The organism is Paenibacillus glucanolyticus (assembly GCF_037333485.1).
Classification (GTDB): Bacteria; Bacillota; Bacilli; order Paenibacillales; family Paenibacillaceae; genus Paenibacillus_AQ; species Paenibacillus_AQ glucanolyticus.
In genome coordinates, this window is sequence record NZ_CP147845.1 from 6,334,047 (window position 1) to 6,359,998 (window position 25,952).

At 47.9% G+C, this 25,952-nt stretch carries 17 protein-coding genes; 8 read left to right on the forward strand and 9 right to left on the reverse strand.

Annotated features, from left to right (window positions below):
- Nucleotides 1-23: 23 nt before the first annotated feature.
- Nucleotides 24-4,010 (forward strand): endo-1,4-beta-xylanase, encoded by a 3,987-nt coding sequence (locus WDY75_RS29115; protein ID WP_063478344.1) that lies wholly within the window; start codon nt 24-26, stop codon nt 4,008-4,010.
- Between the two features lie 138 nt (nt 4,011-4,148).
- Here the strand turns inward: WDY75_RS29115 and WDY75_RS29120 are convergent, their stop codons facing one another.
- Nucleotides 4,149-5,402, reverse strand: coding sequence for a mechanosensitive ion channel family protein (locus tag WDY75_RS29120; RefSeq protein WP_006207686.1), 1,254 nt, complete (start codon nt 5,400-5,402; stop codon nt 4,149-4,151).
- Nucleotides 5,403-5,654: 252 nt separating this feature from the next.
- On the opposite strand from WDY75_RS29120, the gene WDY75_RS29125 reads away from it, so the two are divergent.
- The 5 genes from WDY75_RS29125 (at nt 5,655) to WDY75_RS29145 (ending at nt 11,195) form a co-directional block, all read left to right on the forward strand.
- A complete protein-coding gene (locus WDY75_RS29125; RefSeq protein ID WP_063478343.1) occupies nt 5,655-7,337 on the forward strand; it encodes a sigma-54-dependent transcriptional regulator in 1,683 nt (560 codons plus the stop codon).
- Between the two features lie 162 nt (nt 7,338-7,499).
- Complete coding sequence (locus WDY75_RS29130; protein WP_036636391.1) at nt 7,500-8,483, forward strand: 2-keto-3-deoxygluconate permease; 984 nt, start codon at nt 7,500-7,502, stop codon at nt 8,481-8,483.
- A 53-nt stretch (nt 8,484-8,536) separates the two neighbouring features.
- The gene (locus tag WDY75_RS29135) at nt 8,537-9,832 is read left to right on the forward strand and encodes a four-carbon acid sugar kinase family protein (RefSeq protein WP_063478342.1); all 1,296 of its coding nucleotides are present in this window, start codon (nt 8,537-8,539) and stop codon (nt 9,830-9,832) included.
- Nucleotides 9,829-10,830, forward strand: a complete 1,002-nt coding sequence (pdxA, locus tag WDY75_RS29140) for a 4-hydroxythreonine-4-phosphate dehydrogenase PdxA (protein ID WP_006207682.1) — start codon at nt 9,829-9,831, stop codon at nt 10,828-10,830. Before WDY75_RS29135 ends, pdxA begins: the two co-directional genes overlap by 4 nt.
- A gap of 188 nt (nt 10,831-11,018) precedes the next feature.
- On the forward strand, nt 11,019-11,195 hold the full coding sequence (locus WDY75_RS29145) for a hypothetical protein (protein WP_006207681.1): 177 nt from the start codon (nt 11,019-11,021) through the stop codon (nt 11,193-11,195).
- A 149-nt stretch (nt 11,196-11,344) separates the two neighbouring features.
- On the opposite strand, the gene WDY75_RS29150 is transcribed toward WDY75_RS29145, so the two are convergent.
- On the reverse strand, nt 11,345-14,986 hold the full coding sequence (locus WDY75_RS29150; RefSeq protein ID WP_338841513.1) for an S-layer homology domain-containing protein: 3,642 nt from the start codon (nt 14,984-14,986) through the stop codon (nt 11,345-11,347).
- 241 nt (nt 14,987-15,227) lie between these two features.
- Between WDY75_RS29150 and WDY75_RS29155 the strand changes: the two genes are divergently transcribed.
- Both WDY75_RS29155 and WDY75_RS29160 read left to right on the forward strand, forming a co-directional pair.
- Nucleotides 15,228-18,167 carry a histidine kinase gene (locus WDY75_RS29155; RefSeq protein WP_063478341.1) on the forward strand — a complete coding sequence of 980 codons (2,940 nt, stop codon included), beginning with the start codon at nt 15,228-15,230 and terminating at the stop codon, nt 18,165-18,167.
- The gene (locus tag WDY75_RS29160) at nt 18,167-18,937 is read left to right on the forward strand and encodes a response regulator (protein ID WP_063478340.1); all 771 of its coding nucleotides are present in this window, start codon (nt 18,167-18,169) and stop codon (nt 18,935-18,937) included. Before WDY75_RS29155 ends, WDY75_RS29160 begins: the two co-directional genes overlap by 1 nt.
- A gap of 177 nt (nt 18,938-19,114) precedes the next feature.
- Here the strand turns inward: WDY75_RS29160 and WDY75_RS29165 are convergent, their stop codons facing one another.
- The 7 genes from WDY75_RS29165 to WDY75_RS29195 all read right to left on the reverse strand — a co-directional run bounded on the left by WDY75_RS29165 (nt 19,115) and on the right by WDY75_RS29195 (nt 25,939).
- Nucleotides 19,115-19,924, reverse strand: coding sequence for a hypothetical protein (locus WDY75_RS29165; protein WP_063478339.1), 810 nt, complete (start codon nt 19,922-19,924; stop codon nt 19,115-19,117).
- Between the two features lie 24 nt (nt 19,925-19,948).
- The gene (locus WDY75_RS29170; RefSeq protein ID WP_063478338.1) at nt 19,949-20,422 is read right to left on the reverse strand and encodes a DUF5381 family protein; all 474 of its coding nucleotides are present in this window, start codon (nt 20,420-20,422) and stop codon (nt 19,949-19,951) included.
- A 20-nt stretch (nt 20,423-20,442) separates the two neighbouring features.
- Nucleotides 20,443-21,474, reverse strand: coding sequence for a WXG100 family type VII secretion target (locus WDY75_RS29175; RefSeq protein ID WP_063478337.1), 1,032 nt, complete (start codon nt 21,472-21,474; stop codon nt 20,443-20,445).
- Nucleotides 21,475-21,742: 268 nt separating this feature from the next.
- Nucleotides 21,743-22,522, reverse strand: coding sequence for a sensor domain-containing protein (locus WDY75_RS29180; protein WP_063478336.1), 780 nt, complete (start codon nt 22,520-22,522; stop codon nt 21,743-21,745).
- Nucleotides 22,523-23,416: 894 nt separating this feature from the next.
- Nucleotides 23,417-24,022, reverse strand: a complete 606-nt coding sequence (locus tag WDY75_RS29185) for a response regulator transcription factor (protein WP_006207670.1) — start codon at nt 24,020-24,022, stop codon at nt 23,417-23,419.
- A complete protein-coding gene (locus WDY75_RS29190) occupies nt 24,023-25,195 on the reverse strand; it encodes a sensor histidine kinase (RefSeq protein WP_063478335.1) in 1,173 nt (390 codons plus the stop codon).
- Entirely contained in the window at nt 25,196-25,939 is a 744-nt protein-coding gene (locus WDY75_RS29195; RefSeq protein WP_063478334.1) for an ABC transporter permease, read from the reverse strand.
- Nucleotides 25,940-25,952: the final 13 nt, after the last annotated feature.

A 25,952-nucleotide genomic window follows, 5' to 3' on the forward strand; every position in this document is an offset into this window, starting at 1 on the left:
TCACGATAAAGGGAGGACAGTAAATGAATAAATGGACCCAACAAGTCATCTCGATGATGACCGCGGCAGCTTTGCTCATACCTTCAGGCTGGTATGCTTCGGACGTAAACGCGGATGCACAGGCATCACTAAATATCGAGACCGTATATCATGAAAGCTTTGAGACCGGAGTTGGAAAAGCCGTGCAATCTGGCAGTGCCAGCTTAACGCACGTTGCCGACAAAGCGTTTGAAGGGAATGATGACGGCGGAGCTCTGTATGTGAGCAATAGAGCAAACAACTGGGATGCCGTTGACTTCAAATATGCCGACATCGGCTTGAAGAATGGCGAGACGTATACGGTAACCGCATCCGTCTACGTGGACGCAGACGTGATCGTGCCAAGCGGCGCACAAGCGTTTTTGCAAACGGTAAACAGCTACGGCTGGCTGGACGGCAAGGATTTTACAGCCGGAAGCGCTGCCGTGCTTAGCAAGGAATTTACGGTCAATACCAGGACGGATTCAGCCCTGCGGATTCAATCCAACGATGAAGGGAAGGCCGTTCCGTTTTACCTCGGAGATGTACGCATTACCAAGAAAGTGACTCCCGGCGGCGGTGAGGAGGAATTACCGAGAGACCCCGCCCTGCCTTTCACCACCATCGACTTTGAAAACCAAACGACAGGCGGCTTTGAAGGCAGGGCAGGCACCGAAACGCTGAGCGTAACAGAGGAAGCCAACCATACGGAGGGCGGCTCGTACGCTTTGAAAGTCGAAGGCCGGACAACCTCATGGCATGGCCCTTCATTGCGAGTGGAGAAATACGTAAATAAGGGCAGCGAATATAAAATATCAGCATGGGTCAAATTGATCGAGCCCGCCAGCTCACAGCTTCAGCTGTCCACCCAGGTTGGCTCTGGAAGCAGTGCGAATTATGTAACTCTGGCACCCAAGACGATCAGTACCAGCGACGGATGGGTTCAATTTGAAGGAACTTACCGTTATAACAGTGTGGGGGACGAATACTTAACCATCTATGTAGAAAGCTCGAATAACGGGTCTGCATCCTTTTATATCGACGACATCAGCTTTACAGCAACAAGCGCGGGCCCCGTCGAAATCGAGAAGGACTTGATTCCCATCAAGCAGGCGTATCAGAACGAATTCCTGATCGGCAATGCCATCACGGCGGAGGATCTGGAAGGTGTGCGACTTGAGCTGTTATCCATGCACCACAATGTCGCCACGGCAGGCAACGCGATGAAGCCGGATGCGATGCAGCCGACAAAAGGCAATTTTACGTTTAGCTCAGCGGACGCCATGGTCGATAAAGTCCTGGCAGAAAATATGCAGATGCACGGACACGTGCTTGTCTGGCACCAGCAATCACCGGCGTGGATGAATACGGCGCAGGACGGACAAGGAAACTCTGTGCCGTTAAGCCGCAATGAAGCACTTGAGAATTTGCGGACGCATATCCGCACCGTCATGGAGCATTTTGGCGACAAGGTCATCTCCTGGGATGTTGTCAATGAAGCAATGAACGACAATCCGCCAAATCCGGCTGATTGGGAAGCTTCGCTCCGCCAATCCCCGTGGTATCAAGCCATTGGACCGGACTATGTCGAGCAGGCCTTCCTTGCGGCAAGGGAAGTGCTGGATGATCATCCCGAGTGGGATGTCAAGCTTCATTACAACGATTACAACGAAGATAACCAGAACAAAGCTACTGCCATTTACAACATGGTAAAATCCATGAACGACAAATATGCAGAAACTCACCCAGGTAAATTGCTGGTTGACGGTGTCGGCATGCAAGGGCACTACAACATCAACACAAATCCGGAAAATGTAAAGCGGTCCCTGGAGAAGTTTATCTCCCTGGGTGTAGAGGTTACCATCAGCGAGCTGGACATCACCGCAGGAAGCGACTACCAGCTTCCCGAGCCGCTTGCGAATAAACAGGGCTATTTATACGCCCAATTGATGAAGATCTTCCGGGACCATGCGGACAGCATCAGCCGCGTGACCTTCTGGGGGATGGACGATAGCACAAGCTGGCGGGCTTCATCCAATCCATTGTTATTTGATAAGAACCTTAAGGCCAAGCCTGCCTACTACGGCGTCATTGATCCTGACACCTTTATCGAAGAACATCAGCCCGGCTCGGAGAATGTCAACCAATCCAGTGCGGCGTATGGTACACCTACCATCGACGGGACCATCGATGCCCTGTGGAATCAGGCTCCCGCCATGCCGATCAATCGGTATCAGATGGCTTGGCAAGGTGCGACCGGCGTGGCAAAAGCGCTCTGGGATGAACACAATCTGTACGTACTGATTCAGGTTAGCGACGCGCAGCTGGATAAATCCAGCACCAACGTCTGGGAGCAGGACTCCGTCGAAATCTTCGTGGACCAAAACAATGCAAAAACGACATTTTACCAAGATGACGACGGGCAGTACCGAATCAACTTCGACAACGAAACTTCATTCAGCCCACTGAAAATCGCCGAAGGCTTCGTATCGGCAACGCAGGTATCAGGCACCAACTATACCGTGGAAGCGAAGATTCCGCTCAAAGCGATCACTCCGGCAAACGGAGTCAAAATCGGCTTCGACTCGCAAATTAACGACGCCAAGAGCGGCGCTCGCCAAAGTGTAGCTGCCTGGAATGATACAACCGGCAACGGTTATCAGGATCCATCCATATTCGGCGTGCTGACCCTTACCGGCAAACCCGGAAGTCCAGGCGGGAATGGCCCCGGCAGCGGGGACGGCAGCAGCGGTGGTCAGAATAACAGTGGCGGCAGCAGCAGTCATAGCAGCAATGGTGCCGGCAGCCCATCCGGCATCTCTGTGAGCGAAAATGGCGTAGTAACCATCAAGGCGGAAGTGAAGGTCATAGGCGGACGCGCAGTGGCTGTCATTTCCAGTGACCTCCTGAAGAAAGCACTTGAGCAAGCTGCTCAAATGGTCAACGGCAAGAAACAGATTATTGTTGAGGTGACCCAACAGAACGATGTCGATTCATACGACATACAGCTGCCTAGCCAAAGCTTGAAGGGTCAGGAAGCCTTTGAGCTATTGCTGAAGACCGAACACGCGGTCCTTCATATTCCAAGCAACATGCTTTCGAGTACAGCGGATCTCGCTGAGCCCGTGTCCGTTCGCATCGGCACAGCCTCTACAGCCCCAATGAGCGCAGCGGACATAGAACGGGTTGGCACCCGTCCGGTGATCCAGCTGGAACTGCTAGCAGGCGGCCATGTCATCGACTGGAACAATCCCAAGGCACCCGTAACAGTAGAAATTCCTTACGCGCCGGCTGTGACGGAACGGATTCATTCCGATCACATCGTGGTGTGGTATATCGATGGCAATGGCAAGGTTCATCCTATTCCAAATAGCCGATATGATGCGGGATCTGGCAGGGCTATTTTCCATACAACCCATTTTAGCACCTTCGCGGTAGCCTATGTGTCCCACGCGTTCGGAGATCTGGCAAGCGTCCCTTGGGCGAAGGATGCCATTATGCACATGGCGGCACGCGATGTCATCAAGGGTACAACTGCGAGCAGCTTCTCCCCGGAGACCTTTATCACGAGAGCTGACTTTGCAGCGCTGTTGGTTCGGGCTCTGGAATTGCAGAGCAGCGGAAACCCTGCGGCTGCCTTTAACGATATCGAGCCAAGCGCTTATTACAGAGATGCCATAGACACTGCGCTTTCCCTTGGCCTCGTGAATGGATTCAAGGACCAGACCTTCAGACCAAACAGCCCCATTTCCCGGCAGGATATGATGTCGATGGCAGCACGGGCATTGTCTGCAGCCGGCAAGAAAGCCGAGGGCAGCGGAAGCTTGGACGGGTATCTGGATGCAGCAAGCATCTCCGGCTATGCCATGGACAGCGTTGCGGCCTTAGTGAAGTCCGGAATCGTAAACGGCAAGAACGGCAAGATCGCTCCGCATGACTCGCTTACCCGCGCGGAAGCGGCGGTGATTTTGCACCGAATTTGGAACCTGTAATGCAGCGATAGAGCCTTCATAAACAGAAACAGACGCCAGTCGATGACTGGCGTCTGCTGTATTTTCAGCACACAATGCAAACCGTTATCCTAAAGCTTACATGTCTCTTTGACGATCTGCGATCTTGGTTTTGGTATCTCAATATCCTCGGGAATACTCTGGACTTTCTTTCAGTTGGACTATATCATGGCCCGTCGGATTCTGGAAGGCACGAAGCCCGAATGTCGGGGCGACGGCAAAAATATGATCAAAAATATCGGCCTGAATCGATTCATACACTGCCCAGTTGATATCATTGGTGAAAGTGTAGATTTCCAGTGGCAGTCCATTATCTCCCGGTGCCAGCTGTCTGACAATCAGCGTCATATCCTTATGAATTTTCGGATGATTTCTTAGATATTGATGGATATATTCTCTGAACACACCTACATTCGTAAGCTGTCTGCCGTTCACTTTGCTATCCGTATTAATCTGATGCTCCATGTTATAAGCGTTAATTTCATTTAATCTGGTCGTGACATAATCACTAAGGTAGTGAATCTTCTGAAATTCCTCAATCATGTCCTGAGTACAGAAGCTTATGCTGCTCGTATCAATGTAGAAGCTGCGCTTAATCCTTCTGCCGCCGGATACCTGCATGCCTCTCCAATTCTTGAACGAGTCCGAGATGAGGGCATAGCTCGGAATCATCGTGATCGTTTTATCGAAATTCATCACCTTTACGGTGTTCAAGGTAATGTCGATGACGTCACCGTCCGCATTATATTTGGGCATTTCAATCCAGTCGCCTACGCGTACCATATCATTCGATGATAGCTGAATGCCTGCTACCAGACCTAGTATGGAATCCTTGAAGACCAGCATAAGAACAGCCGATAAGGCACCCAGCCCACTGAGAATGATCAACGGATTCTGACCGATCAGGTTCGAGATCACCACAATGCCGCCGATGATGAACAGAATGATGTTCGCCACCTGAATGTATCCCTTGATCGGTCTGATCTTGGAGATTTCAAACGAACGATAAATCGCGTCAAAGGCGTTGAGCAGCGCATTAAATACCATGATGGTTACGATAATCATATACGTCATGGCCGCTTTTTCAATCAGAACCTGGTACGAGGGAAAGATGGATGCCGAGAAATAGATGATGATGGCCGGCACCAAATGCGACAGCTTGTGGAACACCTTTTTCTCCACAATGATGTTGTCCCATGTGTAGCGATTGCTGTTGACGATATGTATAATCGTCTTCAGTACGATTTTTTTAGTTATGATATTTGCCAGAATTGAGATCAATGCGATAAATAAGACCATGATCATACTCGAAAGATACACAATGGTCTGTTCACTCATGCCATATCCGTCTAGTTGATTTTTGATAAAATCCATTGGTTCCTCCTACCGCTGTTTATATTAGCCTATTATTATAGAATAGATTCCAGCACGAAGCAAAAGAACAAAAATTCCCATCCGCGACCTCATGTGGGTAATGAACATACAGGTTCAATATCCAGCAGCGGAGATTCGCCATGCTTGCAGGGTGCGATTCCGATATAAGTTGGCTATAATGGAGGTACGCGCCTGCATCTCGCAAGAACGAGGTACACGGCCAATTGATTTATACAAAAAGGCAGGATAAATATGAGTATACATGTCCATATGATTGCTCCATATGAAGCGATGATTCCCGTAATACAAGAGTGTATTCCCCATTTTCCCGAACTAGACATTCAGTATGCGGTCGGCGATTTGATGAAAGGGGCTGAGCTGGCAGCCCATGCTGAGAAAAACGGAGCCGAAGTCATTATCAGCCGCGGCGGAACGGCGCAGCGCATCAAGGACGCCGTCACGATTCCCGTCATTGACATCCACCTGTCGGGATACGACATGATCCGTTCTCTCACGCTGGCGAGTCAGTTTAACGGAAAAACAGCCATCGTGGGCTTTTCCAATATTACTTCCGGCGCACAATCGATTATTGAGCTGATGGATTTGCCATTAAAGGTATACACCATCCATAGCTCCGAAGACGTTGCCAGATTACTGCTGGAGCTGAAGTCTGACGGCTACCGCCAGATTGTCGGCGATGTCATCACCGTGAATACAGCCCAGGCATACGGCTTAAAGGGCTTGTTAATCCATTCAGGCAAAGAATCGATCATAAGAGCTCTGGAGGATGCCCAGCTTATCTATCGCTATCTCAGCAAAAGCAACGTCGTTTCCATGATACTGAACGATCTCGTTACACTGGAGCATCCCAATCTCGTTATTCTGAACGATCGGAATGAGGTCATATTTGAGCGATTGACGGATTTTGACCACAGCCCTTTGACGGACCATCATATTTTTCTGACTAATACCAGCCTGGAATTCCACAAATCCAAAATTCAGAATATGTTCATGGTCGATGATTTCCAGTTGGCGGTCACAGCTTATGAAACAACCTTGAATCATATAAGTTATAAAGTATACACGCTGGAAAAAGAACAGCCTTATGCGTTTGCGCAGACAGGCGTAAAGGCATATCAAGAAGCACTAGCCGAACCTGTTGTCGCGGAATCCCCCGCTATGCGCAGGGCATTGGACCATATCCAAGCGCTCTATCAGCACCATGAGCCCATTCATCTGCTTGGGGAGAAGGATACGGGGAAGTCCTTCCTTGTTCAATATTTTCATCAGTTGTACTCGGACGGCGGCTTGCTGCTTCAGATCGATATGGCCCAAATCTCCCCGGATCAGTTAGAGAAAATTCCGTTGTCCAACGTTCGCAATGTGGAATTCATCCATATCGAACAAAGCGTACCTGATCCTCGTTTTGCTGCATTCGTTCAGGCCTGCCTTCATAGGCAGATCGGCGTATTCATGCTCAGTGAACAGCAGCTTGACCAAGCCGGAACCGGACATATACAGCTCAATACAGTCATCATGCCGTCCCTGTCTGACCGATTGGATGACCTCCCTTCGCTCATTCAGCATTTTCTAAGCCGATACCATCAAAAATACGGAACCAATGCAGTAAAAATAAAGGATGACGCATTGCAGCTGATACGGCAGTCCGCTTCGTTTATGACAATCGGCCAATTAAAACAGCTCATCAAGCAAGCGGCCCTGAACGAGACGGATTACGTGATTTCAGCCGAAACCTTATCTCGCCTGCTGGATGGGCATTCTGCCTCAAACCCTATCCAGCTTGAAGGAACCCTAAAAGAGATCGAGAAAGAAATCATTCAACATGTACTCCGTGAGGAGAATAATAATCAATCAAGGGCGGCAGAACGATTAGGGATTAATCGGGCCACGCTTTGGCGCAAACTTAAAGAATGAATTTAAGTTTGCGTCTTTTTTTCGTTATATATGTTGCAATTTTAAACAGTTAAATAAAATTTTAATATTTACATAAATTATATGTTGCTAAAATAAGCAATATAGACTAGTATAATGACTGCAAGCGCTTCAATAAAACGATTACATTAAGGAGCTAATACTATGAAAATCAAAGCGACATTAGATCGTATCCCTGGCGGTATGATGGTTGTTCCCCTCCTCGTCGGAGCGTGCATCAATACATTCGCACCTAATGCTTTGCGCATCGGCGGTTTCACGGAGGCTTTATTCGTGAACAGCTCGAGTACACTCATTGCCCTGTTCCTGCTGATTGCCGGAACGCAAATCACGTTTAAAACAGCAGGGTCCTCTGTTGGTAAGGGTGTCACACTGCTGGTGTTTAAATGGGCTATCGGTGCACTATTAGGATTGATCGCCATTATGTTTGCCGATTCCAATGGATTATTCCTGGGTCTTGCCCCTCTTGCCATTATCGCAGCGATGACAAATTCCAACGGCGGACTGTATATAGCGCTAGCCGGACAATATGGAAAAGAGGATGACAAGGCTGCTTATCCTTTCCTTGCTTTAAGCGACGGACCGTTCTTGACGATGGTGGCCCTCTCGATCTTCGGCGCTATGGGTTTTGCCAACGGCATGTTCTCGCCGATGTCTTTTGTTGCGGTACTGCTTCCCCTGCTCGTCGGTGTCGTGATCGGGAACCTGGACCGCGATATGGCCGATTGGCTGCATAAAGGCAGTGACAAGCTGGTTCCTTTCTTCGCTTTCTCGCTGGGTATGGGCATCAATTTCTCGTCCATCATTCAGGGTGGACTGAGCGGCATCCTGCTTGGGGTGATGACCGTATTGATTACGGGCGGCATTGGATTCCTTCTCTTCAGAGCCATCGGCTGGAACCCGATTGTCGGTGCTTCAGAAGGCTCCACAGCCGGTAACGCAGTTGGAACGCCGGCTGCAATTTTGGCTGCCAACGCCTCATTCGCTCCCATCGCTGAACTTGCAACTGTACAAATCGCCGCGAGTGTCGTGACCACGGCCATCCTGCTGCCGATCTTTATCGGCTTCCTGTCCAAGAGATTGGAGAAATCAGGCGGCGTAGCCAAATACAATAATCCAACATCATAGAGGTTTTTTTAAGAACCCCTCTATCCATCAGTTTTTTGAGAGGAGGTAGCAGCATGAAATTAGCTATTATCGCAGATGATTTGACAGGTGCCAATGACAGCGGGGTCCAACTCGCCCGTCATGGCTTGAAAACAAGTGTGTTATTCGATATGGACGAAGATAATATTCATCACTATGATGCTGTTGTCTTCGATACGGACAGTCGTTCCATTACATCAGAGGAGGCATATCGGCGAGTAAGCCGAGCCGCCCAATTTTTAACGGATGCCGGGTTTGACACGATTTTCAAAAAAATGGACTCCACCATGCGCGGCAATATCGGGATCGAGATCGATGCCCTGTACGACATAGTGAAGCCTGACTTCATGATGATCGTCCCGGGTTATCCCAAAAACAATCGCACCATTCTAGATGGAACTCATTATCTGAATGGCGTGCCGCTGGCAGAGACGGAGATTGCCAACGATCCCAAGACACCGGTCACCCATTCCTATCTGCCGGACCTGCTTCAATTGCAGACCAAACATGCCGTCGGCGTGATTTCAGTCCGCGATCTGAACGCTGGCAGGGACCATATTAAGAATAAGTTAAAGGAATGGATAGAACAGGATATCCCGTATGTGCTGGTGGACTCCACGGAAGAAGCGCATTTAGAGCAGATCCTGCGAATAACCAAACAACTGGACTATGACTTCGCATGGGCTGGATCTGCAGGCATTGCCAACTATCTTCCTTCTCATTACGATATTTCGAGCCGTCCTGTCGAGCTCACCATCAAGCAAAATCAGGGGCCAATCCTTACCGTCGTGGGCAGCGTGAACAAGAATTCCCGCGCACAGCTTAAACTTCTGCTTGAACAAACCGATGTTTATCCGGTACCATTCAGCTCCTATAAGGCTGTATCCGCGCAAGCAGAGCGCGATGAGGAAATCCAGCGCGTGTATGAAGAAGTGAAGACCCAGGCACTGCAAGGCAAGGACATCGTCATCTACTCAACCGCAGAGCAGTCTGATGTTGACCAAGCACGAGCAGTTGGTGAGACTAGAGGACTTAATCACACCGAGGTCAGCAATGAGATTGTGCGCGCCATTGGTGAAATCTGCGCCAAGCTACTGGAGAACGGGTATTTCCAGGGTGTATCCATGACTGGCGGAGATACCGCCAAGCAGATCTGCATGAAATGGAAGATTAGCGGCTTTGAATTGTTGGACGAGCTTGAGATTGGCGTGCCGATCTCGAAATTTTTAAGCGTTGACGACCTGTATGTCATCACCAAGGCAGGCGGATTCGGCAAACCAGACGTATTTATCCACGCGATTCATAAGTTAAAAGGAGGTCATACCGCATGAAACCGACCGTTGGAATTACGATGGGCGATGCCGCAGGCATCGGACCCGAGATTATTATGAAGGCACTCTCCCATCAGGAGATGTACGATAACTGCAATCCACTTGTTATTGGAGATGCAAAAATTTTAGAGCGGGTACTGCCCATTATCGGTTCAGACTTACAGGTACGCGCCATTCAGGATCCATCCGAGGCCAAATATGAATTTGGCACCGTGGATGTTATCGATCTGGATCTCGTTCCGGCCGACCTTAAATTCGGCGAAGTATCCGCTATTGCGGGAGATGCAGCCTTTCAATTCCTGGCCAGAGCGATCGAGCTGGCGAAACAGCACAAGATCCACTCCATCTGCACAGCTCCACTAAACAAGGAAGCTTTACATCAAGGCGGGCATCTGTATCCCGGTCACACCGAGATCCTGGCGGACCTCACCGATACAACAGATTTCTCGATGATGCTGACAACGCCGAACTTGCGGGTGATTCACCTGACTACACATATGGGGTTGATCGAAGCCATTCAGAGCATCACCCCGGAAAGAACGTATACCGTCGTCAAGCTGGCTCACGATACTCTGAAAAAAGCCGGTTTCGACAATCCAAGAGTGGCCGTCTGCGGAATCAACCCGCATGCGGGCGAGAACGGGCTCTTCGGCAACGGAGAAGAAGAGAAACAACTGCAGCCGGGCATCGAGCGTGCCCAGCAGGAAGGTATTAATGTTGTGGGCCCCCTGCCTGCGGACACCTTATTCTTCAGAGCAGGCAGAGGCGATTTCGATATCGTGGTTGCTTGCTACCATGACCAGGGACATGCCCCCATCAAGGTCATGGGCATCGAAGAAGGCGTGAACATCACGGTCGGACTGAAGGGCGGCATCATCCGCACCTCGGTCGACCATGGCACCGCCTTCGATATTGCCGGGAAGAACATCGCCGACGACAAGAGCATGCTCGCCGCGATTCGCTCGGCCATTGAGCTGGCTCCGAAGGATTGGATTTAGTCGAGTGATGATTTGAAGATGTCACATGTGGAAGACCCGGCCTCTGCCGGGTCTTTTTTTGCTGCACACAATAACGGTTTCTGCAGCTTGCCCTCAATTCAGGCCAATGCGGTAACCACGAATAACCGAATACCAGCCAGCACATACTAAACATCACAATCGATTCCAGTACAAGGAGGACCTTTCCATTGAGCGACCATCAACCGGACAAGAACCTGATCAACACGGTGAAAGACCTCGAAGCGACACCCGTGAACAGCCTGGAGGCCCAGCAGCAGCAGCAGGCCCGCAATGATCGCCGGAAGCAAGCCCAGCATGACAGCAACGGCAAATACAAGGAGAATGAATCCAAGAACTATCATTAACCGCGTTGTGACCATATGGGCTTCTATACATGCCAATCCCCCCTCATATTACACGTCAAAAAAGCGGCCCGTTAGGGACGCTTTTTTGTTTGGCTTAAACGCTTATTCTTTTGTAGTTACATGCTCATACAAATCGCCGCCACTGCTTTCTATTCCTTCCAATTTTCAATTCCGGTTTCGAGCTGCTCGAACGAATGCGGAATCGAAGCTTCCATGATGTCGGAATAGTAGTCATGTCCTTCCGGAACATCGGTCCATTTCGGTTCAACCTTGATATCCCAAGGCTTACGATCCAGCAGCTGGTTAAGGATCCGAATGACCTCTACCCTTGTGATGGATTGGTTCGGATTGAAGGACTTCTCCGTGAAATCGAACAGCAGTCCCTGTTCCTGGGCCGTTGCGATGGCTTTTTCAGCCCAGTGTCCCGTTACGTCCGTATATGTGCTTTCCTGTACGGCATCCCATTGGTACACATTCATAAGGATCTGCGCAAATTCCGCCCGCGTGATCTGTTTCTTCGGTTTGAACGTGTTGTCGCTAAAACCGACCATCCATTTATTATGAGTTGCCGTCGTGATGGCGTTCATTGCCCAATGTTTTGCAGTTACATCCGAATAGGATACTTTGTTAGCTCCCGCTTCAGCTGTATACAAACGGGACAGAATCGCAGCCATCTCCGAACGGATAATTCCGCGGTCCGCTTGGAACGTGCCGTCTGGATATCCGACCATGTAAGCACGATGATCGCCTGAAGCCTTCACTTTCGGCTGTGCAGAGAAACTGAATTTCACGATGGTATCACCGACGTGGATGACTCCGTCCTTAATGTAGCTGTCATTCCCGAAGCGCTCTTCACGCTTGTCATTACGGCTGTCAAACACGATGTAACCATTCTTCTCGCCTAGGAAATAGTAATCGCCATCTGCGTAAACCATCCAGCCGTATTGGCCGCTGTCAGAGCTGCTCTGCGGGTTGTGGTTTTTGTTCGGCGAAAAATCCGGAAGCTCCGGCAGTTGAACAACCGTTCCCGGCACTCTGCCTTTGGAACGATTCAGCTCCGTATCTGCCCAATACAACTGCATATTCACTCCTGCAACCGGCTGACTTGTCACCTTATCGAGAATCGTGCCATATGGATCGACCAGATCAACCGATAGCTTTGCATTACCATTGCTGTCAACGCTTAACTTGCCGGCAGGGCCCGCCAGCTTCTCTCCGTTAGGTGCGATTACATTCAGCGACAATGTATACTCGCCGGCAGCAACTTTCGGAAGCGTAAAGCTGCCGTCCTGGTTCATTACGATACTCGGCAGATTCAGCTCTTGCCCGGTTGCCGACTTTATTTTCCCGGATACTTTTAAGTTGTCGCCGACAAGCTTCGTAATTTTCTCCTGAACGACTTTGCCCCCGTTCGCTTGGTCGGAAACAACCACTTCCGCTTTCATTGTGGCTGCAGGTTGTTGTTGTACAACGCCCGTGTTCCCTGCAGGTGGAGTTTCTTCCAGTACCTCAGGCGCGTGAGGTTTGACGCTGACCACATTGGACACGCCTGCATGTGGACCCGATTGGACGATTAATCGGAAATAGTAGGTTTCACGGCTGGATAAACCGGCTATGGTTGCACTTGTGGAGCCGCTATCCAGCGTCTCTAATGGGCTAACCGGTGTGAAGGTAGTACCGTCTGTAGATCGTTCAATTACAATGCTTGATGCCCCCGTTAGAGCAGGGAAATTCAATGTCACTTGTCCGATGCCTGCAACGGCCGACAACGTGGTGATCGGTTCCGAAGGCAACGCTTCGACCACATTGGATACGCCTGCATACGGACCTGATCCGACGTTCAATCGGAAATAATAGGTTTCGCCGTTCGTTAATCCGGTCAAGGTTGCACTCGTTGAAGCCGCATCCAGCGGCTCTGATGGGCTAACCGGTGTAAAGGTAGTTCCATCGGTAGATTGTTCAACAACAATGCTTGATGCCCCTGTTAGAGCAGGGAAATTCAACGTCACCTGCCCGCTGCCTGCAACGGCCGACAACGTGGTTAACGATTTCGAAGGCGAAGCCTGGACCACATTGGATATGCCGTCATATAGCCCCGATTCAACGTTTAGCCGGAAATGGTAGGTTTCACCGTTCGTTAACCCGGTTACTGTTGCGCTTGTAGAAGTCGCATCCAACGTCTCCAAAGGGCTAACCGGCGTAAAGGTGGTTCCATCAATAGATTGTTCAACAACGATGTTCGATGCCCCCGTTAGAGCAGGGAATTTCAATGTCACTTCCCCATTGCCAGAAGCGGCGGTCAACGTGCCTAAAGGAGCCGGATCAGCCGCATTCACATACACGGTGAATGTCTTCTCGCTTGTAAGCCCGTCCTTGGTGATGGTTGCCGTCAAGGTCACGTAAGTTCCCGACTGGGTGATAACCGGTCTGGTTACGGTTCCGTCGGGCGCGATGATCGACGGCTGGTCAGAGGACCAGACGGTAGTTACTTCATCGTCCTGCTGCAGGGTAAGATTGTTTTTTACCGAGTTTTTGGTGTCGCCGGGCTGAAACCCGATATCGGTATTGCTCTCTGCCTCTTCGATGTCCAGAATAGCCGCTTTATAATCTGTAATCAGTTGATCTGCGATACGATCGGCAATCTCTTGAATGATATCGGCGCTGGATTTGTCGGAATGGATATGTAGTCCGCCGCCTGTAATGCCGTCGATAAACGTTTGGTCGATGTCCGCATACGTGGCGCTGGTTACACCAACATATTGTGCACCGGTGTTATTGAACGAGTTTGTCAGATTGGATTGATTCGAGCCCCCGTCCAAATCCCCGCGAGGGTCATCGTTAATGTTCACGACATAGCGCAGTGGCGACGTTCCCCAAAGGATATTATCCGCAGCCACATCCAGTGTCTTGCTCGACGTTGAATACAACTTCATATTATCAAATGAAAAAATCGAGATGATCTCGCAGCCATGGCCGATATGACTAACAATGGGCCCAAATTCACTCCCGTAAACATCCGGAAGGGTTAAATTCCGAATGATCTGGTCGCCATTATCCCACATGCTCAGCGTGGTGTCCGTTGCTACGATTTTGATGCTGTGATGAGTGGATGCCCCTTTCGGAAAACTTCCGATCGAGGTAACGCCTGTCATCGAACTCAAATCTCTTCCCGTCTCATGATGCAGCGCGGATGCATCCACACCATTGATTTTATATACCTTGACGGCGCTTTGAACATATAAAATCGAATAACCGCTCAACTTTCCGTTGCCATCGATCTGCGTATTAAATAGAAAACCGCCGCCTTCCATGCTGTGGTAATCCACTTTGGATTCGTCCATGTCGAAGGTAATGATCTTTTTGCCCGAAGGGCTTCCCTGCGTCAGCATGTAATCCTTATAAGCAGGCGAGGTATAACCATAGAAGGTTAACGTGCCGCCATTGTTGGAAATTTGAACATGATTGTAATCGGCGGTTTCAACCGCCGGGCGAGTGGCATAAGGTCCGCCTATATACCAGCTGTCATAACCGTTATGGACATACGTCGTATCCGTTACCGTTGCCCGGTCTGCACTCGCGTCCATGATCGACACATATTTGGGATTTACGCCTTCCGCTATCAGCCTGGCTTTAATCGCATCATTTAATTGGCTCTCAAAATCACTAGAATCATAGATGCTCGTCCCAGCATTATAGTAGACCTCTGCTACCGGCGAGAGCGCATATGCCATCGGCATGTTCGTAACAATTAACAGTGCTGCCACTATCATGGATATGATTTTTTTCTTCAACTGTTTCACCCATCCTGTAAGTTTAGTAACCGTCTGACATTCTACACCGACATGTGACCCCTTATCCCCATTTTTGAATAAATTGTGCGGATAACACCCTCCAGCAGATCAGATTGTAAAGAATGTAATTCCAACATATCAGAAGCATCTCTCAAAAATCTCTCAAATTCGACTTCGATCGACAGGTAGATTTTTGAGAGATCTTTGCCATATGATAGAGTCCATAGGGGTGTGACTATACATGAAGAAATGGATTGGTTGTCTGGGTGCCATATGTGCCCTAATCGCCATTCTCTATATGATCTTTAGCGATCAGGATACAGGTGCCGTCAAAATCAAAGCCGTAAACGGCGTGCTTGACCTGCGAGAGCTCAAGGAGACATCGTTTGTCTCGTTAGCAGGCGATTGGAAATTCACCGGCGAAGCTTTTGTTGCCCCGACAGACTTTTCCAGTGAAGCCGAACATCTGCCGGTACCCGGTCCCTGGGCATCGGAGGTCGAGTGGGGCTCCTATCAATTAATGGTATATCTGCCGGACCACTGGTCGGGAGAGATCGGTCTCCGCGTTCGCAATATCTGGTCCGCTCACACCATCTATGTGGATGGCGTAGCCCTCTCGAAAATAGGAGCCGTGGCAGCAACCAAACAAGCGACAACACCGGACAATCCATCCTATGAAGCGTACTTTAAACCGGACAGCCGGCAGCTCCTTATCACCATTCACGCATCCAACTTCTACAATACGAGAGGCGGCATCGTCCTGCCGATTGATTTCGGCGACGCCGAACTGATGAAGGAAGACGTGCAGCGGGATCTGTCCCTGGAGTGGACAGCTACCTTATGTTTGCTGCTGTTCAGCATGTTCCATATGACAATCTACCTGCTGCGAACAAAGGATGAAGCCTTCTTGTACAGCGGGCTGCACTTTCTGCTATTAGCCCTGGTCATCGTGCTGCGAGGGGAACGGCTATTCATTCGGGAGTTCCCCTCGTTTCCTTTTGAGCTCTATTTTCGGCTGCAGGATACCTTTACCTTCCTGGCCTCCATCCTGCTGATTGTCTTTATCGTCAAAATGATTCCTTCCATCATGAGTCGAAAGACGATGTATCTGCTGTTTCTGCCGATCCTGGCCTATGCATTCTTCAATGCGGTTCTCCCGGCCAGAACCCTGTCGGTTACGCAGTACCCGCTCTTTTATTACAACGATGGATTAATCCTGGGCATTATTATTCGCATCTTCTATTTGACGCTTAAAAAGCGAATCAACATACGCCGAAATGAAGCAATCATCCTAATGTCCATGCTGCTGTTTCTTGCCGTATTTGCGATAAGCGCTTCATCGGACAATTTATTCTTTACCGGGCGAAATTACATGAACCGTATCGGGTTGATCGGGTTTGTCATGACAATGAATGTTTTTCTCGGTATACGTCTAATGAACCGGGCTGAGGAATCGGAACAGCTGAGCACGAGGCTGCAAAAGGCAAACGATGCGAAGGATGCCTTCCTGAAAGTCACGACCCAGGACTTGCAGAGGCCATTGCACGATGCCATCCATCTCGTGGGAGCCATGAATCGGGAGCCCGATCGCGAGAAGCAAGGCCAGCAATTGTACTTGGCTGAGCAGCTAATGGGGAACATGGTTTATTTATTGAGGGATCTGCATGATTTTACCCGTCTTCGATTTGATGATTATGCGATCCAGCTTAAGTCCACCAATCTTCGGATGGTCATGCTTCATGTCATTCAGCTGATGCAGTTTACCTTCACGAATAAAAAAATCGCAATCCATGAACAGATTCCGAAGCAGCTTTACGTATGGGCGGATGAGCAGCGCTTAACGCAGGTATTCATCCGGATCATGACAGAGATCTCTCACGATATCGCAGAAGACCAACTGACGATTGAAGCTATACAGGTGGGCACGGATATCCTGCTTAAAGTGACGTCAACCGGCGAATCAACGCCAGTGAATCGGGATCGCCCGCATTCTTCGGGACTCATGATGACAGAAGAACTTGTCCAACAGATGAACGGAAGCATCGCATATGAACGTTTGCAAGGCAGAATTCGCTTTACGGTCACACTGGCTTTCAGCGAATGTAAAGAGCCGGTTACCACAGCCGAATATGAATACAACCTGGAATCTGCGGCACACGCAGAAGATCGGGATCTGGGAACGCTCCTGATTGTCGATGACGATGCGATGCATGCGGAGGTCATGAGGGACATGCTGGGGGATGCCTACCGGGTACGAATCGCGTATACGGCTCAAGAAGCGCTTGATTATTATAGGAATCATCCAAAAATCGCGATGATGATCATGGATGATATCATTCCTGGCGACATGAATAGTCTGGAGCTGCTTCAACAAATCCGTAATCAGGCATCCGTAATGGACCTGCCGGTCTTAATGATGATTTCTTCCGAGTATCCCAGACATATCGAAATGATTTTCGCTGCTGGCGCTAATGATTATTTACTGAAGCCTTTTTCCAAAGAGACCTTGATGGCCCGCTTGAATGCCGCAGAACAAACGAAGCAGTCTATGCAGAAGGCGATTGAATATGAAATGGCCTTTCTGCAGACCCAAATCAAACCGCATTTTCTCTATAATGCGCTCAGCAACATCATTGCCTTTTGTTATACGGACGGGGAGCGTGCAGCCTATCTTCTGACGATGCTCAGCTCTTTCCTGCGTTATATATTTGAGACGAGCCGGGACGGACAATTCTCTACCTTGCAGAAGGAGCTAGAGATTATCGACGCCTATGTAGAGGTGGAAAAAGCCAGATTTGGCGAACGGTTAACCTTCGCTTATGACATCGACCCGTCCATTGCCGCGGAGCATGTTCTGATTCCGAGTCTGCTCCTGCAGCCTTTAGTCGAGAACGCGATTCGCCACGGCCTGTTCGACAAGGAAGGTCCGGGTCATGTTCAGGTCACGGTTTCCTTGCAGGGTTCCTGCTTGAATATCCGCGTCGCCGATGACGGGGTAGGTATGTCGGCCTTGCAATGCGCTCAATTAATGGGGGGAACGGCTGCCCATGCCGGAATCGGATTTACGAATGTACGTCGGCGCGTGCATGACCTATCCCAAGGGAGCCTGGAGATTGACTCCTCGCCGGGTAATGGAACAACCATTCAAATCATGATTCCCGTGAAGGAGGGACAAGGGTAATGTGGAAGATCATCATCGTGGAGGATGAGAAACCGATTCTGGGCCTGCATGCCCGATTGCTTGAAACGTATGGCCCGTTTCAAATTGTAGGCTGCTTCGAATCGCCATTTGATGCGCTGCAGGAAATACCCAAGCTGGATCTGGACGCACTCGTGCTCGACATTGAAATGCCGAGAATGACGGGACTTCAGCTGGCCCAGAACTTGGTGGAGAACGGGATCGACGTGCCTGTGATCTTCACGACCGCTCACCAGCAATATGCCGTGCAGGCCTTTCGCGTGCAAGCCCTGGATTATCTCTTGAAACCGATGACCATGAATATGGTGAAGCAGCTGGATGAACGCCTTCAGAAGTATTATGGTCAGAGACCAAAGCCGATCCCTAAGAATACACTCGATGTCCAGTTATACGGAGAAGCATCCGTTATGAGAGGAGACCAGCTTGTAAAATGGCCTACCCGCTTAACGGAGGAGCTGTTTTACTATTTGCTGCTTCATGAAAATAAGTTATGCCATAAATGGAGAATCATCGATGATCTCTGGACGAACGTAGAGGAGAAGCGAGCGCTGTCCAATTTGTATAATACGATTTATCGGATGCGTCAGCTGTTGATGGAACTGGATATTCCCATCGTCATCGAGCGAATGAATGAAGGTTACATCATGAATACAAACAACAGCATCGTTGTGAAATCGAAGGAAGGGCCGGATGCCCTTCTGCTGGAATCGAAAGGATATCTGTGGGCCTACGCTTTCGAATCCGCACGATAAGCAAAAACCACATTCGCATGCGGATGTGGTTTTTGCATTTTTCAAATCCGATCTCAATATCCTCGTGAATATTCCGGGCTTTCTTTAAGATGGACGTTAGCAAGATATCCGCTTGAATCGATTCATACACTCCCCAGGCGGTCTTTCAAGATGAGCCGTACTAACTTACCGTTTTACCTAAGCCAAAGTTGCAGCAAAAGAGCCCAGCGTCTTTCTGCATGCAGAGAAGGATTGCAGCTCAATGCAAATCTGTGGTTCCTCATTTCTGTCCGCTTCCTGATTACGTACAATCCAGACCCCTTCATTAGCAGGAAGCACAAACAAAATATCCTCGATGGCCGTCTGATTTCCGCTGCCAATTCTTATCGTGCTTAGATTGTCCATGGTACGGGCATTGTTTTGAAAATCCTGCTGCCATTTTGCAATCAGCTGCTGCTGGTCAGATGAAAGCTCATCATGAAGAGGGGAGGCAGGGAATTCACCAGATGTCAGCTGGTTCCACAATTCTTCAGTGATCACAACCTTGGATTCGGATAAAGTCGTCCCTTCGGCTTTCGAAGGCTCCACTCCATAGAAACGTACAAGCTCCTCTTCCCAATCCGCCGGCGCTGTCCAGGTTAGAAAATGAAGCGTATGATTGTCAGACAAGTGATACAAATACCGCTGCTGCAGCTCGTGGATCGTCAGTACTTTGTTAGAATTCCGATCCGTAATGCCTCTGAGCATATAATTGCTGTACAGCAAATGCTGAATCATTTGCGTAATTTCGGAAGGAAAACGAACCTCTCCGTTCTCTTCATCAATCGATTCTATAAAACCTTTGGACATCAAGCTATGTGTAGCGGCCTGAAACAAAAGCTCCCATCTGTCTTCAGACAGATCTCCATAATATGCCTTCATAAGTCCTGCAGCCATTTCCTCCCCTTGATGAACGGCCAAGGCGTAACCCAGCTCTTCTAATGAAAATATATAGGTATGCTTGCTCATGTAAGCAAATCCTCCAATACAAATCTATTTCGATTCCTTTCCGTTACGGCTGATCAGCCCCCGCAGGCGCTTCATGGCAGATTGAATTTCGGTATCAGTCAACAAATAATACGTATTCACGGTCCAGGTCTCTCTGTTTTTCAAATGAAAAATCAGCACAGGAAATTTCGGAAGCAGCCACTTCCGAATGGAAGGGCCGCTGTAGCTGATGCTTGTAATCTCCGCCCAAGCTACGGTCCGGGTACCATCTGAAATGGAATGTTGATCGTAGGTGAGCAGCTGCGTATCTGATTTCAGCGCCTTTGGCAAGCTGGCAACCAAATATCCTCCAAAAAAAGGAATTCCTATGATGGCTGATGTGATACAAAAAAACTTGCGAATAAAGGAAGTATCCATAAAAAAAGCCGCGTACAGCAGAAACAGGCAGGCCAGCACAAACAGTAAACTGCCAAGTGATTTGCCCCATGCCACGGATTTCCGATATGATATTGCGTTCATGATTTAGCGCCTTCCTGAAATTATTTGAACAGTCCGCTAATCCAGCGAACTCCTTTTTCGACCACTTTAGCTGCGCCATCACCGACAAAGGCTCCAACCGTACCGCCTACATAGGAACCGATGGCCGCACCAACCGGACCGCCAATCATCGCTCCGACGGCTCCGCCTGCTACAGCTCCGCCATAGGTGGCGGCTGTTTTTACAACAACGTTGGATGCGGCTACAGCTACTTCTTCTCCGTTAAGCTTGCCTTCACGATACTTACTGACAAGGCCGGAAGCCTCACCGATCACATTAAAGGTTGCGTTAATCGGGAATATCTTTTTGGCGATCATGCCTGGGATTTTCTTGGTAGCGATCCCATATCTACCTTTTTCCACGCCGACTATGACTTGTCTAGTCCATTGAGGAAAATTCTTAGCTTGACTAAAGCCTAGCCCAAAATTGAGACCGAATTTGCTTGCCGCTCTATCAAAGCCTTTGATTCCTTTCATCATGAAGCCTGGGTTCACAATCTGGCGATTTATGCCTCTTGCCAGGTTCTTCAAGAATGTATTGTTCCCTTTGCCTTTAACCCATGGCGCATTATGAATTTTGGCTCGGGACGGATTTCTAGGATCTACTCTGAGTTGTACCGTCTTGGTTAAGACTAAGGAAGCGCCCACAGAGCTGTAAAGGAGAGTTCCCCACTTTTCCAGATTATCTCTTGCCTCAAGCGAGCTGTCTAACACGTTCTGGGTTTGATCAATCGGATCGGCGACCGTCCTTGCCTGTAAAGAAACTTGAGTGGAATCGGTCTCTTTAAAACGGTTGACAATCGTATGTAATTCCGTGCTGACTGAACCCACCGCTGCGGTGAAATTATCCATTTGCTGACGGGCCAGCTGGAAATTTTGATAGAATTGTTGCCTTGTCGTACCTTCCCATCCACTTTCAAGGATTTGAATCTGCTGGGTAAGGTGGCTGCAAATTTGCACCCCAATCTCCCTGGCCTGTGCAAACTGTTGGGATATCTCCATAAGTCTTTCCGGAGGAACTAATATTTTACCCATGGCACTCACCTCAACAATATACAGATTAATGTAATTATTGTAGTAAAGGTTATCCATCTTCACAAAAGGAACAAGTAACAGAATAGTAAAGAATCGTTAGGACCTTGGGACCATTTTCCTTCTCCCCATAGTCGGAGGACAGAGCCGATTACGAATTAAACCCATATCGTTCAGTCAAAAGTAAAATACCTAGTGCCAAATAGACCAAATAATCTTCAGTTGTTCAAATAAATCACGCTTCAAGTAGTGGAATTAAAAAAGAGAGCTTCTAAAGCTCTCTATACGCCGTATGCATCATCCCTTGAGCGGGCTGATCCTCTTCGAACTCATAATATTGCGATTGAACAGGTGCTTCCACTGGTACTGACGGTTGCGGATATGGCTCATCCACATACATGATTCTGCGCTGAATTTGCATCAGCCCATTTACGACGCGAAGTGCGATCCAAAAAAGAACAAGTCCAACGCCTGCGTACAGCAGATATTGCTGATTATAGGTCCAATCGATATGAAAATAACTAAACAAGCTATTCTCTAAAATATCAAGCTGCATTTCATTCATCAAAATGATATGCACGACTGGCAGAGCAATCAATCCCAGTGCTAGTGAAATCACCGTTACCATAACAACAAAGAATACGATACCCGTTACAAATCTTAGTAAAACGAGCAGCAGATTTCGAATAAATAAGCCGCCGTCAAAACCTCTCACCATTCGTTTCAACCAGTTCTGCCCCACTTCAGACTGTTGATGGTTGCTATACGCTACAGGAGGATTAGATAAACCTAAAATTTGTCTAATCAAGCTCTGTTCAAAAATCACAATCCCATTCAACAGCTTGGCTACTCCAAAAAACAGCGGTATTCCGATAAATATTGGAGTTAATCCAATGGATAGTACAATTCCCGTGATGGCCACTGTAAAATAGATAATCCCTAATGGGAGGGATAGCATTAAGTAGAGGATCGTTGCATAGGTTTTTGGATTAAAAAGCACCCAGTTCACCTTACCTGCCCGTGCCTTGGCGGTCGTTTCCATTGCCTTCATATTCAAACACTCCTTGGCTTCATAAGTCACGCTCTCAGATATACATCCATTATATCTGCCTTATTTGCCCGACATAACCGTCTTAGGGGGTATCTGATCCTAGACTTTAGACTAGGGACTGGGCTGGCTTAGAGGAACTTGTTGAAGTAAAAGTAGACCTATTAAAATTATCTTTACCCTATGTTTTCATCTAATTTTTTTCGTATTGCTGAATTTACGAGAGACAAGCCATATGAAATTAAGTAATGAATTAGACCAACTAATGACGTCAAAGAGATCGATATGAATCTCACATTGAAGCTCCAAATATCTTTGAAAAGAAAATATGACGCAAAAAATGATAAACCATATAATATTACACTAAGCAAAATTTTAATTGAAATCTTTCTAATGAAGAATCGATTAATAAGAAACGATAATATTGAGAAAAGAATAAAGAAACTCGGTAAAAATATGAAAACCATAAATATATCAGTAAACAAAGGGAAATCGTTATCGACATATCTCGGCCAGAAGACAATTATACCGATAATTGATACGAATGAAGTAAGAAACATCCAGAGTTTTAATAGACCATTCAATCATAAACACCTCCTGCTTGAAACAATAACAAGATAATCGTAAAAAAGAGAACCAACTTAAGGGTACTCTTCAGTACAGAGCTTAAAATAGAGTGATGGCACTATTTTCAACAATCAATCTTTTTTAGAAACTTCAATTCAAAACACAAGTTATGGAGCCTTAACCCTCTCCACTTCAGATGACAGGATTATCACCGAACTCTATGTAAATCATTTCACCTTATACAATATAGAGCTTAACAGCTCCCTAATCCTCTGTTCTACTTCGCTCTTCCTCATCTGATTGCTTACCTCCATTACCTCGGAGCTCTCCTTAATCCAACCATCCCTTGCTACGTGCGATATCTATCGCCTCAATCCGTGTATTCGCCCCAAGCTTCCCAATCGCTTCTGACATATAGTTCCGTACCGTTCCATAGGATAGAAACAGCTGTGCTCCAATATCTTGAAGAACTAAACCTTGGGCAGCCAACTTCATGACTTCACGCTCCCTGGGTGATAATGGACATGGATCATCCCATACCGCGAGCGACAATTCTGAATTGATGACACGTTTCCCATCATAGACCCGACGAATCGCATCAGCCAGTTCCTCGCTGCCCGTATCTTTAAGAAGATATCCATAAACTCCTGCCTGCATAGCCCGCTGGAAATATCCGGGACGCGCGAATGTCGTCAAGATGATGACACGACAAGCCGACTTATTTTTTTGAACCGATTCCGCAATATCTAACCCCGTTTTCAGTGGCATCTCAATATCCAGAACAGCGACATCGGGTTCATATTGCTGAATCATGGACATCACTTCTTCCCCATTTTCAGCTTGACCGACTACTTCAATATCATCTTCTAACGAGAGTAAAGTTGCCAGTGCTCCCCTTAATAACTTTTGATCTTCTGCCAAAACAATACGAATCATCTAAGCTCTACCTACCTTTTCATTTCGTATTACCCTAGGTATATGTAAGGTGACTTCCGTCCCCTTGCCTGAGGCCGAAGACAGCGACATACGTCCGTCGATCATAACCAACCGTTGCCGCAATCCGGCGAGGCCATTACTGCTAGTATAGAATTGTTCCGTATCTGCTCCAATACCGTCATCACGTACAGATACACGAACTTCCCCTTCCTGAATGTCTAGATGAACGTTACACTTTGTTGCCCGGCTATGTCGAACCACATTTGTAATCGTCTCGCGAAAACACATCGCCAAAATCGTCTCCTGCAAGGGTGTTAACGGAAGCGGATTGTTCACTAAAGCGTCTTCCATCCCTACATTAGAAGGTCTGGGATCTGAAATCGATTGATATTGAAATAAAAGCGGTATGCCCGCAGCTGAACATAACGATACAGCATGCTTATACTCGTCAGCGAAATATGTAACTTTCATCTCCGTAACCAATTCACGCATCTGTTTCAAGGCTGCACGTGCCGTTTCTCGTATTTCTCGAGCCTCTTCTATCGCTCTCTGGGGATGACGATTGACCAGTTTCTCAACGACCTCCCCTTTTAATGCGATTAATGACAGCGTATGTCCCAATGTATCATGTAATTCACGTGCGATCCGCTGGCGCTCCTCCTGCTGTGCCATTCGTTCAGCAGTTTCTGCCCGCAGCCGCGCAGACTTCTGTTGAAATCGAGTCGACGTTCGAATAATATACGGCAGAATACAGATGCCAAACATAGGCACCAGCCCTATCCATACTAGGCTGCCCATCCGATCCAAGTAAGGAACAGCGATAAATCCCATAGATACAGTGAAAACGATCGTTATAGAGAGTAATATCGGCAGCTTTTGTTTGCTCAGCGGAGCAGCTATCATAAAACCTATAAATGTATACATAGGGTGAAATACAGCTGCTAAAATTAGAAGTATACCCACCTGAACGATCAATATTGGCGTGGCCCACTTTGCATAAAAGTAGGATTGTCGAAACGATAGAACGAATATGCCTAACAGAACAAAGCCAAGCCACTGTATACTTGATGGCTCATAGAGTAAAAAGTACATGGGTATCATTAAATTTGTTAACAAAATATAAGGGGCGACTCCTTCCGATTTTGGAAAGAGACGCCACTTTTCTCTATTCAATTAGACCGCATCCCGTCGATTATATATATAGATTGATAGTAGCATAAAGAGGAGACCGCATCCTGTCAAAATTATGAAATCAATACTTGCTGGATTTTTTCCAGCGATCATATTCCATGCCCCATTGGCATAACGGTGAGATGGAAGCCATTCCCCGACCGAGCCCATCCAACTTGGCAAAGTACTAAGCGGCATCCATAGCCCCCCCACAATGGCAAGCCCCATCTGTAATACATTTCCGATGGCAACGGAGGTATTCGCATTTTTAAGCGTTCCTAACAAGGCACCAAGCGCCAGAAAAGATATGCTCCCAATCCATAACCATAATCCGCATAAAATCCATTGCCCGGCTGTTAATTGTATATCATGAACAAGGCCAGCAGATAAAAATATAACTACAATGACGATCAAGTGAACAGCCATTTGCGATACAATTTTGCTGCCAATCCAGACTGCAGGAGATAGTGGAGTCAGCTTCAACAGGCGTACCCACCCATCTTGATGCTCAAACGATAGACGGATACCGAATTGAGATACGGCTGTACCAATCAAACTGAATGCAGTCATCGACATCAATGAAAAGACACCCCAAGTTGTTGATTGAATCGATTTATCTACCCCATTCATACTCGCAAATAAAAAGTAGAAAGCAAGCGGCATCGCAATGGAGAAGAGTAAGAAAAATGGACTGCGGATAATTCGTATACTTTCTGCTTTGGTCTGGGCAACAAACATATGTATCATAATTAATTTCCTC